This is a genomic window from Streptomyces sp. NPDC056486 (assembly GCF_042795295.1).
Taxonomy (GTDB): Bacteria; Actinomycetota; Actinomycetes; order Streptomycetales; family Streptomycetaceae; genus Streptomyces.
In genome coordinates this window covers 26074-39283 of sequence record NZ_JBHTSF010000025.1, presented here as the reverse complement: position 1 = coordinate 39283, position 13210 = coordinate 26074, and the positions used below count along the sequence as shown (strand labels likewise).

The window sequence follows — 13210 nt, the reverse complement described above, 5'->3', positions numbered from 1 at the left end:
CTCTCTACTCCTACGAACAGGCACCGTGCAGTGGACAGCAAACTGCAGCAGAAGCTCCGCGAACGCCGGGAGAAGGCGGCTCTGGAGGCCATCGCCGGAAAGCTGTCCGGCTTCAGCCTCGGGTTCGGGTCCGTTCCCGGCGGGGAGCCACCGTGGCTCAGAGCGGCCATCGACCGGTTCCAGGACATCCGCACAGACCCGGACGACGTGATCAGCGATGAAACGGCTTCCGGTGAACTCGACGCGTGGATACAGGAATTGCTGACCCGGAATGGAGTGGCGGGGCACTTCTACGTGAAGACCCACGTGGCCCGCGAACCTTGGGTGGAGTGCCGTGTCGCCGAGGGCGGCGGCGGCTGGGCCGCGCTCGTGCGCGAGGCGATCGAGGATCCGTGGATTTTCCTCGCGGCGGACCTGAGCAGGCTGATCGTCATCTGCGAAACGGAATACCACTTCGCGGCGTACGCGAGCCGGGCAGACTGACCACTCCACCGAAGCCCGACGAAGCCGACGAGAGGCCGACGGGCCCCCCTACGCCGGACGCCCCTTCGGCCGCCGCAGCCCCGCGTTCGTAAGCCTGCGCACCAGTTCCTTCGAGCCGATCTCGACCGCGCCCGCGCGCACCGCGTCCTCGTAGCGGTGCGAGGGCAGGTCGTAGTGGTCGCGCTCGAAAGCGCGCGTCGGGGCGCCGATGCCTGCCGCGAACGCGTGCAGTTCCTCGTACGAGAAGTCGCTGACCAGGTGCGACCACATACGGCCGTGACCCGGCCAGGTCGGCGGGTCTATGTAGACCGTCACGCCGGACCGCCCGTCGGGCCACTCGTCGGACCGCCAGTCGGACCGCCGCCCGCCAGGCCGCCCACCGGGGCCACGACGACGGCCGCCTTGGCGCACACCCAGTGCGGGTCGGGGCCGAGCTCCGGCTCCACCTCCAGGGCGTGCGGGTCGTCCGCGCCGCAGACCGGGCAGAGCGGCCAGCGGCCGTAGCGCTCCAGGAGTGCGTCCTGTACGTCCTGGGCGACGAGCCCCGCGACGTACTCGACGCCCTCGGGCCACTGCTCGACCCACCAGCGGCGGTGCACCACCGACTCCTCGACCAGCGAGACGACCTCGGCCTCGGCGACCTCACCCGCCACGAGGTCGGCCAGGACAAGGGCACGAGCGGCGTGCAGCGCCTGCTCCAGAGGGTCGATCGCTTCCATGCAGCCATTGTCCACCCCACGTGCAACCCGCCGGAGCCCGCGCGTGACCCACCGAAATCCGCGCGTGACCTCCGAAGATCCATCCGAGATCGGGACCAAAGGGGTCTTGACCGACCCCCGGTCCGAAAATATCTTTCAGGCGTGACCAATGACGTGAAGGAAATTTTCGCGGGCGCGGCGCCCCCCGCCCCGGCCGCCCTCGCGGCCAAGGTGCGGACCCTCGCCCCGTCCATGACCCGCTCCATGCAGCTGGTCGCCGAAGCCGTCGCCGGCGACCCCGCGGGGTGCGCGGCCCTCACGGTCACCGGCCTCGCCGAGCTCACCGGCACCAGCGAGGCCACGGTGGTCCGCACCGCGCGCCTCCTCGGCTACCCCGGCTACCGCGACCTGCGGCTCGCCCTCGCCGGACTCGCCGCCCAGCAGCAGTCGGGCCGCGCGCCCGCCGTCACCGCCGACATCGCCGTGGACGATCCGATCGCGGACGTCGTGGCGAAGCTCGCGTACGACGAGCAGCAGACCCTCGCCGACACCGCGGGCGGACTCGACACCGTCCAGCTCGGCGCCGCCGTCGCCGCGCTCGCCGTCGCACCCCGCACCGAGATCTACGGCGTCGCCGCCTCCGGCCTCGTCGCCCAGGACCTCGCGCAGAAGCTGCTTCGCATAGGCCACATCGCCCACGCGCACTCCGACCCGCACCTCGCCGTCACGAACGCGGTCACCCTGCACTCCAAGGACGTGGCGATCGCGATCACGCACTCCGGGTCGACCGGTGACGTCATCGAGCCGCTGCGGGTCGCCTTCGAGCGCGGGGCGACGACCATCGCGATCACCGGGCGGCCCGGCAGCCCCGTGTCGCAGTACGCGGATCACATCCTGACCACCTCCACCGCGCGCGAGAGCGAGCTCAGGCCCGCCGCGATGTCGTCCCGTACGAGCCAACTCCTCGTCGTGGACTGCCTGTTCGTGGGCGTCGCCCAGCGGACGTACGAGAGCGCGGCCCCCGCACTCGCCGCCTCCTACGAAGCGCTCGCGCACCGGCACAGCCCGCGCGGCGGCAGCCGCTGACCTCACCTGGCCTCTCCTGACCTCCCTCGTCCTGCGCCGTCTCCACCCCCCTCCACCCCGCCGCACACGAAAGAGCCGCACGCCATGCCCTCCACGACCGACGCCACCCCCACCCCCTCTCCCTCCCCCACCCCCGGCAGCGGAGAGACGTACGGCGAGCTCCGCGCCCAGCTGGACACGCTCACCACCGAGGCGTTCCGGCCCGAGCTCTCCGAGATCGACCGGCAGCCCACGCTGGAGATCGCGAAGATCATGAACGGCGAGGACGCCACCGTGCCGACGGCCGTCGCCGAGCAGCTCCCGGCGATCGCCGCCGCCATCGACGGCACCGCCGAGCGCATGGCCCGCGGCGGACGGCTCGTCTACGCGGGCGCGGGTACGGCGGGGCGCCTCGGCGTGCTCGACGCCTCCGAGTGCCCGCCCACTTTCAACACCGACCCGTCCGAGGTCGTCGGCCTCATCGCGGGCGGGCCGAGCGCCATGGTCACGGCGGTCGAGGGCGCGGAGGACAGCAAGGAGCTCGCGGCCGAGGACCTGGACGGGCTCGGTCTCACCGCGAACGACGTGGTCGTCGGCGTCTCGGCGTCCGGCCGCACTCCGTACGCCATCGGCGCGGTGGAGCACGCGAGGCGGCGGGGCGCGCTCACCATCGGCCTCTCCTGCAACGCGGACAGCGGGCTCGCGGCAGCCGCCGACCACGGCATCGAGATCGTGGTCGGCCCGGAGCTCCTCACCGGCTCAACCCGCCTGAAAGCGGGCACGGCCCAGAAGCTCGTCCTCAACATGCTGTCGACGATCACGATGATCCGCCTCGGCAAGACCTACGGAAACCTGATGGTGGACGTACGCGCGTCGAACGAGAAGCTGCGGGCCCGCTCGCGGCGGATCGTCTCCCTCGCCACCGGCGCGTCCGACGAGGAGATCGAGGCCGCGCTCGCCTCCACGGACGGGGAGGTGAAGAACGCCATCCTCACCATCCTCGGCGGAGTCGACGGCCACACGGCGGCCGACCTGCTCGCGTCATCGGACGGCCACCTCAGGGCGGCACTGGACACCGCGCGCACGCCCCGCACCACCACCTGACCCACCCCTTTTCCCCTTCCCCTTTTCCCCTTTTCCCCTTCCCCTGCCGCTGACCGAACAGCGCCACCCTGCACACAGCAAGGCACCCCGCACCATGGCAACTGACAAGAACCGCGCCACAGCCGCCGCGATCCTGCCCCTCGTCGGCGGCGCCCGGAACGTCACGTCCATCGCCCACTGCATGACGCGCCTGCGCCTGCGCCTCGCCGACCGCTCGCTGGTCGACGACGAGGCACTGAAGGCGCTGCCCGCCGTGATGGGCGTGGTGGATGACGACACGTACCAGATCGTGCTCGGCCCGGGCATCGTCGCCCGCGTCACCCCGGAGTTCGAGGCCTTGGTGGCGGAGGGCGCCGCGTCGGCAGCCCCGACGGCGCCCTCCGAACACGTGCTCACCGCTGATGAGTTGGCGACACAGGGGGCAGCCATCCGGGCGGCCCGCAAGGAGAAGAACGCCACCCCGTTCAAGCTCTTCCTGCGCCGCATCGCGAACATCTTCGTGCCGCTGATCCCGGCCCTCATCGGCTGCGGCATCATCGCGGGCATCAACGGCCTCCTGATCAACCTGGAGTGGCTGCCGGGCATCACCCCGGCGCTCGCGGCGATCGCCTCCGGCTTCATGGCCCTGATCGCGGTGTTCGTGGGCTTCAACACGGCGAAGGAGTTCGGCGGTACGCCGATCCTGGGCGGCGCGGTGGCGGCGATCATCGTGTACGCGGGTGTGGCGAACATCGAGGCGTTCGGTCAGAAGCTGTCACCCGGGCAGGGCGGTGTACTGGGCGCCCTGGGCGCCGCGGTCCTCGCCACGTACATCGAGAAGTGGTGCAGGCGCTGGGTCCCGGAGGCGCTGGATGTCCTCGTCACCCCCACGATCACGGTCCTCCTCTCCGGCCTGGTCACGATCTTCGGCCTGATGTTCCTGGCGGGCGAGGTCTCGACGGGCATCGGCACGGCGGCGAACTGGCTCCTGGACAACACGGGCGCGTTCGCGGGCCTGGTCCTGGGCGGCCTGTTCCTGCCCCTGGTGATGCTGGGCCTGCACCAGGCCCTGATCCCCATCCACACCACGCTCATCGAGCAGCAGGGCTTCACGGTCCTGCTCCCCATCCTGGCGATGGCGGGCGCGGGTCAGGTCGGCTGTGCGATCGCGGTGTTCAAGCGCCTGAAGAACAACACGTCGATCCGTACGACGATCAAGTCGGCGCTCCCCGCAGGCTTCCTGGGCGTGGGCGAACCTCTCATCTACGGCGTCTCGCTCCCCCTCGGCCGCCCCTTCATCACGGCGTGCGTGGGCGGTGCGGCGGGCGGCGCGTTCATCGGCTTCTTCTCGATGATCGGCGAGAAGGTCGGCTCCACGGCGATCGGCCCGTCGGGCTGGGCCCTGTTCCCCCTTCTGGACGGCAACAAGGGTTTGGGCCTGACGATCGCGATCTACGGCGGCGGCCTGCTTGTCGGCTACGTGGTGGGCTTCGTCGCGACGTACTTCTTCGGCTTCAGCAAGCAGATGCTGGTGGAACTGAACGTCGACACGACCGCGCACGAGCAGGTCGTCGCGGGTTCCCCCACCCCGTCAGCGGACCCGGCCAAGTCACCCGCGACGGTCTGACTTGTCCGGCATCTGACCTCTCCGACAACCGAGGGCGGCACCCTGCACGACGGGGTGCCGCCCTCGCGTTGCGCCGGGGCGGTGTGTCAGACCATGGCGAGCCGGTCCACAAGGAGTTCCACCCTCGGCTCGATGTACTCCGGCGGCAGCCGTCCCGCCCGGGTCAGGGTGGCCAGGCCGTGCAGGGCCGCCCAGAACGTCTCGGTGAAAAGGCCCGGGTCGACGCCGTCCCCTGCGACCTCGCCCAGGCTCTCCAGCAGCGCGGCGAAGGCGTCCTTCAGCGGCTCCGGGGTGTCGTCGTCCGCGAACGCCAGGCCGCCGTCGAGCTGGAACAGGGCGTCGTAGACCGCCGGGTTGCGTGCGGCGAAGTCGAGGTAGGCGCGGGCGAGGGCGGTGACCCGCTCGCGCGGGCTGTCCGCGCCGGAGGTCGCGGCCCGCACCGCCACGGCCATCTCGGCGGCGCCCTCGATGGCGACGGCGCCGATGATCTCGCGTTTGCCGCGGAAGTGGCTGTAGAGGACGGGCTGGCTGTATTCGATGCGCTCGGCGAGCCGGCGGGTGGTGACCGCGTCCCAGCCCTGCTGCTCGGCGAGTTCGCGGGCTGTCGCCACGATGAGGCGCTCCCGCTCCGCCCGTTCGCGCTGCTTGCGTTCCTGTACCGACATGACTCGATCCTAGCATCGCTAGACAATCGAGCGGCAGTAGCGCTAGCGTTGCCTCATCAGCTAGCAACGCTAGATTTCAGAAGAGGTCATCATGCTCAACGCACTTGAGGTGTTCACCACCGTGGTCGTCGGCGTGATGGTGGGGGTGGAGTTCTCCGTCGCCTTCGTCATGAGCCGGATCCTCAACGCCCTCCCCGAGGACAGCAGCCAGCTCGGCCACGCCCACGGGGGCCGGATGCTCGGCGCCGTGATGCCGTTCTGGTACATCGGCTCGCTCATCCTCATCGCGGTCTGGGCCGTCGCCGGATGGCACCACCACGGCACCGGTCTAGTCGTCACGGCCGGCGCGCTGCTGCTCGTCAGCGTGATCATGTCGATCCTGCTGCTCGTCCCGATCAACAACCGGAACAAGACGTGGACCCCCGAGAACCGGCCCGCCGACTGGAAGCAGCAGTTGAACGCCTGGGAGCGCTGGCACTACGTCCGCGTCGCCGTCATCATCGCCGCCTTCACCTTGCTGGTCGCCGCCCTCGCCTGAGCCCACGGGCTCACCCGCCCGGCCGTCAGCCGCAACCGCCCGGCCGTGCGCCCGAAGTGCGGCACCGCCACGGCGACACCCATTCACCGATAGCGAGAGGAATTTCCGACCATGGCCAAGCTGCAGAGTCTCGACCCGAACACACCGATGTTCGCGCAGTTCAAGGAGAAGACCGGGCCCATCGTCCTGGCCAACACCTTCTTCGTCCCGAAGGAGAGGACCGAATCGTTCCTGGCCCTCTTTCACCAGCAGGCGGAGTTCATGAAGGCTCAGCCGGGATTCATCTCCCTGCAGATGCACAAGGGAACGGCGGACAGCCAACTCCTGATGAACGTCGCGGTCTGGGAGTCGACCGAGGCTCTCGCCAGGGCGTTCGGCAGCCCGGAGTTCCAGCGCATGGCTGCCGAATTCCCCGACGACATCGTGTCGTACCCGCACATCTTCGAGCAGATCGACGCGTGACACGTCAGCTGCAGTAAGGCGATCTCGGCCGCCCCACCCGCACCGGCACCCGCACCGGTCCGCGTCATCCGGCACGTCATCGGCCGCCCCAGCTACGCCCGCCGCTGAGCCCTGCCCCACCCCAGGCTGAACATCGAAGGAGAAGCACCGTGTCGCTGAAGAACGTCAACACCGTCCTGGTCACCACCTGCGCCCTGTTCGTCCTCTACCTCGGACTGTCCTTCATCCTGACCCCCGAGACGTCCACTCCAGGCGTCGGCCTGCCGAACTGGCCCGCCGGCGACGGCGACGGCTTCCTCATCATGAAGGGCATCCGCGAATTCTCGATGGGCCTGGTCATCGGCATCCTGCTGGTGACGGGCCACCGCCGCGCGCTGGGCTGGGTCCTGCTGATGGAGGCCGTCGCCCCGTTCGGCGACATGATCAACGTCTTGGCCCACCACGGCTCCATCGCCGCAGCGTTCGGCATCCATGGCCTGACCTCGGCACTGATCGCGATCACCGGCCTGCTGATCCTCCGCGAGACCAGCAAGGCCCACAAGGCCCCCGCCCCAGCACCCGCCGCACAGCCCGCCTGACAGCTGCACGCCTCGAAGGGCCACCTCCGCGAGTTCGCGAATTCTGAAGGGTGCTTGGGACGAACCCATGGGTTCAACCGGGAAGTTGGCCTGCGCGGGCGCTCCGGTTCAACGGCTGCGCAACGCATCTGCGGTGGCGGAGATGGCGACGGCGGTCGTGTAGAGGAGGCCGGCCTTGGCGCGGCTGAGTCGGCCGGTGATTGGTAAGGTCGCCGATCATCATTGCTGGGTCGGAAGGCCAAGGTGGACAGGGAAGCTCTCGAAACGCTGCTGCGAGCGGGCTTGCCCGCGATGCACGGGCAAGCCCGATTGGAACTTGTCGAGCCCGGTCTTGACCTTGCGTCGGATGGGCGCCTCACCGTGAGGCTGTGCTTGCACAACGACGGCACCGGCGAATGCGGAGAGCAGACAGTCCAACTGGTCCCGGCAGCCCAGGACCCCGAGCGTGCCCACGCCTACGTCCAGGCGTGGGTGCAGTCGCTGCCGTCCCTGCTGGCATGTGCCGTCGACCGGATGGGCGGACGGTCCGTGGCCCCCAGCATGCTGGAGTTTCCCCAAGTAGTGCTCGAACAGAGCCAGGCGCAGACCACGACGCAGTTCGTCGAACAGTTCACTGATCCCCGCACAGTGCGGGCGTGGGCCGCAGCGGCGGATGCCGCCAACGCCGCGGAGTGGGTACGGGATGTCTGCCAGGGCCTGCGGTTGGGCAAGCACGCTGACGCGCTGGTGGCGTTGTGCCGCACCGGGATCGACCTGACCCCATGCTCCGACGGCATGGGCGCTGGACGCACCCGCCTGGGCGGCTTTCCCGACCTGCCGTCCGGTGCGGCCTGGCCACACCGCCGAGATCGCGCGATGACTTTCCTGGCGCAGATCGATCTGGCCGAGATGAGCCGGTGCGACGATGACCGATTGCTGCCCCCTGCCGGATTGCTGCAGATCTTCGCCGACCTCACCAGCGGCACCGCGTGGGACGACACGGCACACGGACCAGGGGTGCTGGTCATGACCCAACCATCAGACACCCGCGAATTGGTCGCCACAGCGACTCCTGCGGAAGCCGGGACGTTCCCGCGGCGCGCGGTGATCCCATCGGTGAACCTGTCGCTTCCCCCGTTGGACAGCCCCTTTTACCAAGACCTCACCGACCTGGACCTCACTGGCTGTGACCCCGCCGACCCGGGTGAGGAGTTCGCGGCGTTCATCGAGTTCCTCAACGAGTTCCATCCCCCGTTGGATGACGATGACCGGCCTCGGCACCGCCTGCTCGGCTACGCCGATCCCCTGCAGAACGACCCCTGGGAGCAGTGCTCGACCGCCGAACCGGACGTACCGCCCACGCAATGGCAACTGCTCGCCCAGATCGACTCCGAACCGGACGCTCCGCTCGGCGACGACGGCCTGATCTATATCTTTATCCCACGCGATGCGCTGGCGGCGGGCGACTTCACCAGGGCCCGTGGCGTATGGCACATGCATTGACCACATCCTCAGCTCTGCCACGACTTGCGACGAGGTGAGTGCGGCGGGACCGGCCGCCCTGCTGATCTGACGTATGACCGAGCCAAGGACGGAGACGCGAAATGAGCCACACACGCTGGACGCTGGCCCGCGAGAGGAAGCTCCGCGAGGGATACGCCGAGTCACCTGAAGCCGAGGCCGACCGCGCTGAGATCCGCCTCGCGATGGCCTTCGCCAAGGCCGTCTACGACCGCCGCAAGGAGCTGGGTCTCTCGCAGACCCAGCTCGCCGAACGCGCAGGCCTCACCCAGGCCAAGGTCTCCCGCATCGAAGGCGCGGACGCGGTCCCGACCCTGCCCCTCCTGCGCCGCGTGGCCACCGCGATGAACGCCTCCCTGAACATCGCCCTGGACGCCGACCACGAAGAGGTCACCTTCACCGCCCTCCCCGCGGCTTGATCCCCTTCTTACACTCCACCCCGCCCATGCCAGCTGCATCAGGCGGTCACGGCCTGCTGATGATGCGCGAGACCGATGCGGGCCCAGTCAGTCGATGGGGGCTGGGCCCACTCCCTGGATGGTGAGCTGGAGCAGGTGGTTGGCGTGGGTGAGGGGGGTGGCCTCGTGTTCCGTGGCCAGGGCGATGCCGGCGGTCAGGGTGATCAGGTCACGGAAGGTGAAGTCGCTTCGGACGGCCCCGTCGTCGATGGCGCGGCGCAGGAGCGGAGTGCCCGCGGCTTCCAGGACGGCGGCGCAAGAGTCCGGGGCGGCGTCCTCGACGGGTGGTTCGTAGGCGAGGGCGTCGGCGAGTCCGCGTGCGGAGACGGCGTAGGCGAGGAGGTCGTGCATCCAGGACAGCAGTGCCGCACGGCTGTCCTTCGCGGCGCTGCCGACGCGGGCCTGTTCGGCCAGGGTCTGGATGCGCTCGTGGAAGACGGCTTCGAGGAGGGCCTGGCGGGTGGGGAAGTGCCGGCGCACGGTCGCCGAGCCGACGCCCGCGGTGCGGGCGATCTGTTCGAGGGAAGCCTCGGTGCCGCGGTCGGCCACCTCCGCTTCGGCGACTTCGAGAATGCGCGCGTAGTTGCGGCGTGCGTCTGAGCGCTGGCCTGGCATGTTTCCCCTTGCTTGCTAAGTGGCGGGCCCCGCCATATCGTAACGGAGACGGAAACGGCGGACCCCGCCATTTGCGTGGCCCAAGACGTACGTGGAGATCCGACTATGCCTGCAACCCCTGCTCCTGTTCTGGTGACCGGCGGCACGGGCCGCCAGGGCGGCGCGACCGTCCGGGCCCTGCTTGCCGCTCAGGCACCCGTTCGAGCCCTGGTCCGTGACCCGCACACCGACGGGGCGAAGGCCATCCAGACCCTGGGCGCCGAGCTGGTCACCGGCGATCTGACCGACCCGGCTTCACTGGCCCGCGCCGCCCAGGACGTCCGTGCGGTCTTCTCCGTGCAGATGCCGCCCTTCACGGGCGAAGGCTTCGACTTCGCCGGAGAACTCACGCAGGCCACCAACCTGATCGAGGCAGCCCGGAAGGCGGGCGTGAGCCAGTTCGTGCAGTCCTCCACCAGCGGGGTCGGCGCACACACGCAGGCACCCGGCTGGGCCGAAGGCCGCTGGGCACCCCTGCAGCCGTACTTCGAGACGAAGCAGGCGATCATGGACGCGGTACGCCGTGCGGCCTTCCCGCACTGGACCGTGATCAAGCCCGCGTTCTTCATGGAGAACCTCCCCGCACTCGCACCCCACGGCCCCGACGGCGGCCTGGCGACCATCGTGAAGCCCGACACCGAGCTGGCCCTGGTCGCCCGCGAGGACATCGGCTCGGCCGTGGCCCACGCCATCGCCGACCCGGACCGCTTCCACACGCTGGAGCTGGAACTGGCGAGCGACCGGCTCACCATGAAGCAGATCGCCGAGGTCCTCTCGGAGGCGTGGGGCGTGCCGGTGGCCGCCCCGACGATGAACCTTGAGGAAGCGCTCGCGGCGGGCATGCCCGGCTGGGGAGCCGGACACGACTGGAACAACCTCGTCGGCCAGCCGGCCCGCCCTGAATACGCCCGGACGCTGGGCATCCCGCTGACCCCCTTCGCCGACTGGGCCCGCGCACACCTCACGGCGGCATAACCGCTCCACAGCGTCCCGCGGGGCGGTGCGTTGGCGTACGCGACCCCGACTAACCGGGGAAGTCGGCGGTATCGACGGTCGCCGCGAACGGATCCGGCAGCTTGAGGCTCTCCCCGAACGGCACCCGCTCGGCGTGCTTGTACGCCCCGTTCTGCGGGCCGGTGAACAACGTGGCTGTCGGGCCGTGCTCATCGAAGCGGTCCACGAGCAGGTAGACCGGAACCGGGGCATGCGCGTAGGCCCACAGCTTCTTGGTGCGGTCGTCCTTGGCGTTGCTCTGCGACGTGATCTCGACGACGAGCAGGGCTTCCGACGCGTCCAAGGGGTCGTTGGTGTCGGGGTCGGCGGCGTCGACGACCTCGCGGGCGGCCAAGACCAGGTCGGGCACGTACAACTTGTCCAAGGGGGCGATGTGGATGCCGAGGGTCTGGTAGACCTCCAGCTTCTCGGAGATCACCCCATAGAGCAGCCTGTGCAGCATGGCTGCGATTCCGTTGTGGTGCCTGTGCGGCGGCGGTACCAAGACAATCTGCCCTTCATCGATCTCGGCGTGCCAGCCCTCCGGCACATCCAGCTCACGCCATGCCTGGAGCAGAAGGTCCCACGAACGGCGGTCAGGAGCCGTGTCGTGCTCGACCAGTGCTGCGGTCATCGCGGGTCCCTTCTCTTGAAGCCTGCGGCGCGTGAGCGTAGATCGACGAGCCTGCGGTCGTTGACCGCTTTCTCCCAGCGTCCCACGAACGAGCGACCGAGGCGGCGATCCGCTCACCGTGGCCTCGCCTGGCCCTGCCGGTTCAGCTCCCGCACCCGTTCCCGCAGCACCTCCCCCGGTGGCGCCTCCCCCACCTTCTCGGGCGGGCAGTCCCACTCCCGGCCGCCACCCAAGGGGCGTAGCTGTACGAGACCGCCCTCGCAGCCCATGACCTGCCCCACGCTGCCGTCCCGGTAGTCGACGGCGTACGTCCCCGCCTCCGGAACACCCGGGTCGCCGGTCATCGCGCGCCCTCCAGTACGACGGCAAGACGCAACGCCGTGTCGAGGTTGCAGCGCCCCAGCTCCACCAGCGGCAGCGCCCCTTCGGTCGACGCCGTCAGGGGGTCCATCCGCAGCGAGGGCAGCGTGACCCCGGCCCCTTCGAGGCCCGCTCTCAACTGCCGTACGGCCTCCTCGACCGCCCGCACCCGTTCCTCCGCCGTCAGCGCCATACCCTCCGCCTTTCACACCGAGTGTTGCTTTTCCATCACCCAGCGTGTCCGTCGCTGCGTACCCTGAGAAGCGTCGGCGACCCAACAAACCCCCTTGTTCGGTGCAGGAGTTGCCCCATGACCCGCCCCAAGGACCTCGACCCCTCATCGAACCCCCGAGCCCTCCTGGGCTGCGAACTCCGCCACGCCCGTGAACGTGCGGGCCTCAGTCAGGACGCCCTGGGCGCGCCGCTCTTCGTCAGCGGCTCCTTCATCGGGCAGCTGGAGGCCGGTACGCGCCGGATGCATCTGGAGTACGCCCACCACTTCGACGAAGTCCTGGGCACAGGGGGCTTCTTCACCCGCAACTGCAAGGCCGTCGCCAAGTCCAAGTACCCGGATCACTTCGCTGAGGCGGCGGAGGCGGAGGCGGTTGCGACCGCCATCAAGCAGTACGCCACCTTGTTGATCCCGGGGCTACTTCAGACGGGGGCGTACGCGAAGGAGATCTTCCGCGCCTACCACCCGACGGCGACGGACGACGCGATCAACACCCAGGTGGAGGTGCGGCTCGAACGCGCTCGTCTACTCGACGACCCAACAACACCGCTGTTGTGGGCGATTGTTGACGAGGCCGCCCTCAGGCGGGCGGTGGGCGGCGGCGCGGTGATGGCGGAAGCGCTGCGCCACGTGGCGGTCCTCGCACGGAAGCACCGCGTCATCGTGCAGGTGCTGCCGTTCGACGCCGGGGCGCATGCAGCGATGGAAGGCCACCTGAAGCTGATGGAGTTCGAGGACGCACCTCCGCTTTCCTTCGTCGAAGGGCCGAACATGGGTCAGCTCTTGGACGACCCAGCCACGGTCACCCGCCACGCCCTGATGTTCAACCTCCTCCAGGCCGCCGCGCTCTCCCCGAAAGAATCCCTGGCCCTGGTCGAGTCGGTGGCGCAGGATTACGAGTATGGAGAACACCCGTGAGTACGAGTACGACCCGAGCGCGATGACCTGGCACAAGTCCAGCTACAGCGCTGGTGACGGCGGCAACTGCCTGGAGGTCGCCCGCTGGCGCAAGTCCACGTACAGCGGCGGCAGCGGCGGCGACTGCCTCGAAGTATCCGACGGCCACCCGGGGCTCCTCCCCGTCCGCGACTCCAAGAACCCCACCGGCCCGAAGCTCGTGTTCCGGGCCACGGCCTGGTCCGCGTTCATCGCGGATCTCCAGGTCAGCTAACCCCCGGGG

General features: G+C 69.4%; 19 protein-coding genes. 12 read left to right on the top strand and 7 right to left on the bottom strand.

Annotated features, from left to right (window positions below; genetic code table 11):
• Nucleotides 1-30 precede the first annotated feature (30 nt).
• A complete protein-coding gene (locus ACFQ7F_RS13395; RefSeq protein WP_383269941.1) occupies nucleotides 31-483 on the top strand; it encodes a hypothetical protein in 453 nt (150 codons plus the stop codon).
• 48 nt (nucleotides 484-531) lie between these two features.
• Here ACFQ7F_RS13395 and ACFQ7F_RS13390 read toward each other — a convergent pair whose 3' ends face one another.
• Nucleotides 532-798 carry a DUF4031 domain-containing protein gene (locus ACFQ7F_RS13390; protein WP_383269940.1) on the bottom strand — a complete coding sequence of 89 codons (267 nt, stop codon included), beginning with the start codon at nucleotides 796-798 and terminating at the stop codon, nucleotides 532-534.
• Entirely contained in the window at nucleotides 795-1202 is a 408-nt protein-coding gene (locus tag ACFQ7F_RS13385) for a hypothetical protein (RefSeq protein ID WP_383269938.1), read from the bottom strand. The genes ACFQ7F_RS13390 and ACFQ7F_RS13385 overlap by 4 nt, the downstream gene beginning before the upstream one ends.
• Before the next feature lie 141 nt (nucleotides 1203-1343).
• Here ACFQ7F_RS13385 and ACFQ7F_RS13380 point away from each other — a divergent pair, with 141 nt between their 5' ends.
• From ACFQ7F_RS13380 to ACFQ7F_RS13370, 3 genes are all read left to right on the top strand, one after another.
• Nucleotides 1344-2267 carry a MurR/RpiR family transcriptional regulator gene (locus tag ACFQ7F_RS13380; protein WP_383269937.1) on the top strand — a complete coding sequence of 308 codons (924 nt, stop codon included), beginning with the start codon at nucleotides 1344-1346 and terminating at the stop codon, nucleotides 2265-2267.
• Between the two features lie 84 nt (nucleotides 2268-2351).
• A complete protein-coding gene (murQ, locus tag ACFQ7F_RS13375; RefSeq protein WP_383269935.1) occupies nucleotides 2352-3350 on the top strand; it encodes an N-acetylmuramic acid 6-phosphate etherase in 999 nt (332 codons plus the stop codon).
• 94 nt (nucleotides 3351-3444) lie between these two features.
• Nucleotides 3445-4956 (top strand): PTS transporter subunit EIIC, encoded by a 1512-nt coding sequence (locus ACFQ7F_RS13370; protein ID WP_383269933.1) that lies wholly within the window; start codon nucleotides 3445-3447, stop codon nucleotides 4954-4956.
• An 86-nt stretch (nucleotides 4957-5042) separates the two neighbouring features.
• Here ACFQ7F_RS13370 and ACFQ7F_RS13365 read toward each other — a convergent pair whose 3' ends face one another.
• On the bottom strand, nucleotides 5043-5621 hold the full coding sequence (locus ACFQ7F_RS13365; protein WP_383269931.1) for a TetR/AcrR family transcriptional regulator: 579 nt from the start codon (nucleotides 5619-5621) through the stop codon (nucleotides 5043-5045).
• Between the two features lie 91 nt (nucleotides 5622-5712).
• Here ACFQ7F_RS13365 and ACFQ7F_RS13360 point away from each other — a divergent pair, with 91 nt between their 5' ends.
• The 5 genes from ACFQ7F_RS13360 (at nucleotide 5713) to ACFQ7F_RS13340 (ending at nucleotide 9118) form a co-directional block, all read left to right on the top strand.
• On the top strand, nucleotides 5713-6159 hold the full coding sequence (locus ACFQ7F_RS13360; RefSeq protein ID WP_383269929.1) for an anthrone oxygenase family protein: 447 nt from the start codon (nucleotides 5713-5715) through the stop codon (nucleotides 6157-6159).
• 111 nt (nucleotides 6160-6270) lie between these two features.
• Complete coding sequence (locus tag ACFQ7F_RS13355; protein WP_383269928.1) at nucleotides 6271-6621, top strand: antibiotic biosynthesis monooxygenase family protein; 351 nt, start codon at nucleotides 6271-6273, stop codon at nucleotides 6619-6621.
• Between the two features lie 149 nt (nucleotides 6622-6770).
• Nucleotides 6771-7199 carry a DUF4267 domain-containing protein gene (locus ACFQ7F_RS13350; RefSeq protein ID WP_383269926.1) on the top strand — a complete coding sequence of 143 codons (429 nt, stop codon included), beginning with the start codon at nucleotides 6771-6773 and terminating at the stop codon, nucleotides 7197-7199.
• Nucleotides 7200-7442: 243 nt separating this feature from the next.
• Entirely contained in the window at nucleotides 7443-8681 is a 1239-nt protein-coding gene (locus tag ACFQ7F_RS13345; RefSeq protein WP_383269924.1) for a YwqG family protein, read from the top strand.
• 101 nt (nucleotides 8682-8782) lie between these two features.
• Nucleotides 8783-9118, top strand: coding sequence for a helix-turn-helix domain-containing protein (locus ACFQ7F_RS13340; protein ID WP_383269922.1), 336 nt, complete (start codon nucleotides 8783-8785; stop codon nucleotides 9116-9118).
• A gap of 87 nt (nucleotides 9119-9205) precedes the next feature.
• Here the strand turns inward: ACFQ7F_RS13340 and ACFQ7F_RS13335 are convergent, their stop codons facing one another.
• Nucleotides 9206-9772 carry a TetR/AcrR family transcriptional regulator gene (locus tag ACFQ7F_RS13335; protein WP_383269920.1) on the bottom strand — a complete coding sequence of 189 codons (567 nt, stop codon included), beginning with the start codon at nucleotides 9770-9772 and terminating at the stop codon, nucleotides 9206-9208.
• 105 nt (nucleotides 9773-9877) lie between these two features.
• Here ACFQ7F_RS13335 and ACFQ7F_RS13330 point away from each other — a divergent pair, with 105 nt between their 5' ends.
• On the top strand, nucleotides 9878-10786 hold the full coding sequence (locus tag ACFQ7F_RS13330) for an NmrA/HSCARG family protein (RefSeq protein WP_383269918.1): 909 nt from the start codon (nucleotides 9878-9880) through the stop codon (nucleotides 10784-10786).
• A 49-nt stretch (nucleotides 10787-10835) separates the two neighbouring features.
• Here the strand turns inward: ACFQ7F_RS13330 and ACFQ7F_RS13325 are convergent, their stop codons facing one another.
• From ACFQ7F_RS13325 to ACFQ7F_RS13315, 3 genes are all read right to left on the bottom strand, one after another.
• A complete protein-coding gene (locus ACFQ7F_RS13325) occupies nucleotides 10836-11438 on the bottom strand; it encodes a Uma2 family endonuclease (RefSeq protein WP_383269916.1) in 603 nt (200 codons plus the stop codon).
• A 113-nt stretch (nucleotides 11439-11551) separates the two neighbouring features.
• On the bottom strand, nucleotides 11552-11782 hold the full coding sequence (locus tag ACFQ7F_RS13320) for a hypothetical protein (RefSeq protein WP_383269914.1): 231 nt from the start codon (nucleotides 11780-11782) through the stop codon (nucleotides 11552-11554).
• Nucleotides 11779-11991: a hypothetical protein gene (locus tag ACFQ7F_RS13315; RefSeq protein ID WP_383269912.1), complete on the bottom strand. Its 213-nt coding sequence runs from the start codon at nucleotides 11989-11991 to the stop codon at nucleotides 11779-11781. The genes ACFQ7F_RS13320 and ACFQ7F_RS13315 overlap by 4 nt, the downstream gene beginning before the upstream one ends.
• A gap of 117 nt (nucleotides 11992-12108) precedes the next feature.
• Between ACFQ7F_RS13315 and ACFQ7F_RS13310 the strand changes: the two genes are divergently transcribed.
• Both ACFQ7F_RS13310 and ACFQ7F_RS13305 read left to right on the top strand, forming a co-directional pair.
• On the top strand, nucleotides 12109-12948 hold the full coding sequence (locus ACFQ7F_RS13310) for a helix-turn-helix domain-containing protein (RefSeq protein ID WP_383269910.1): 840 nt from the start codon (nucleotides 12109-12111) through the stop codon (nucleotides 12946-12948).
• Nucleotides 12932-13201 (top strand): DUF397 domain-containing protein, encoded by a 270-nt coding sequence (locus ACFQ7F_RS13305; protein ID WP_383269908.1) that lies wholly within the window; start codon nucleotides 12932-12934, stop codon nucleotides 13199-13201. The genes ACFQ7F_RS13310 and ACFQ7F_RS13305 overlap by 17 nt, the downstream gene beginning before the upstream one ends.
• Nucleotides 13202-13210 lie beyond the last annotated feature (9 nt).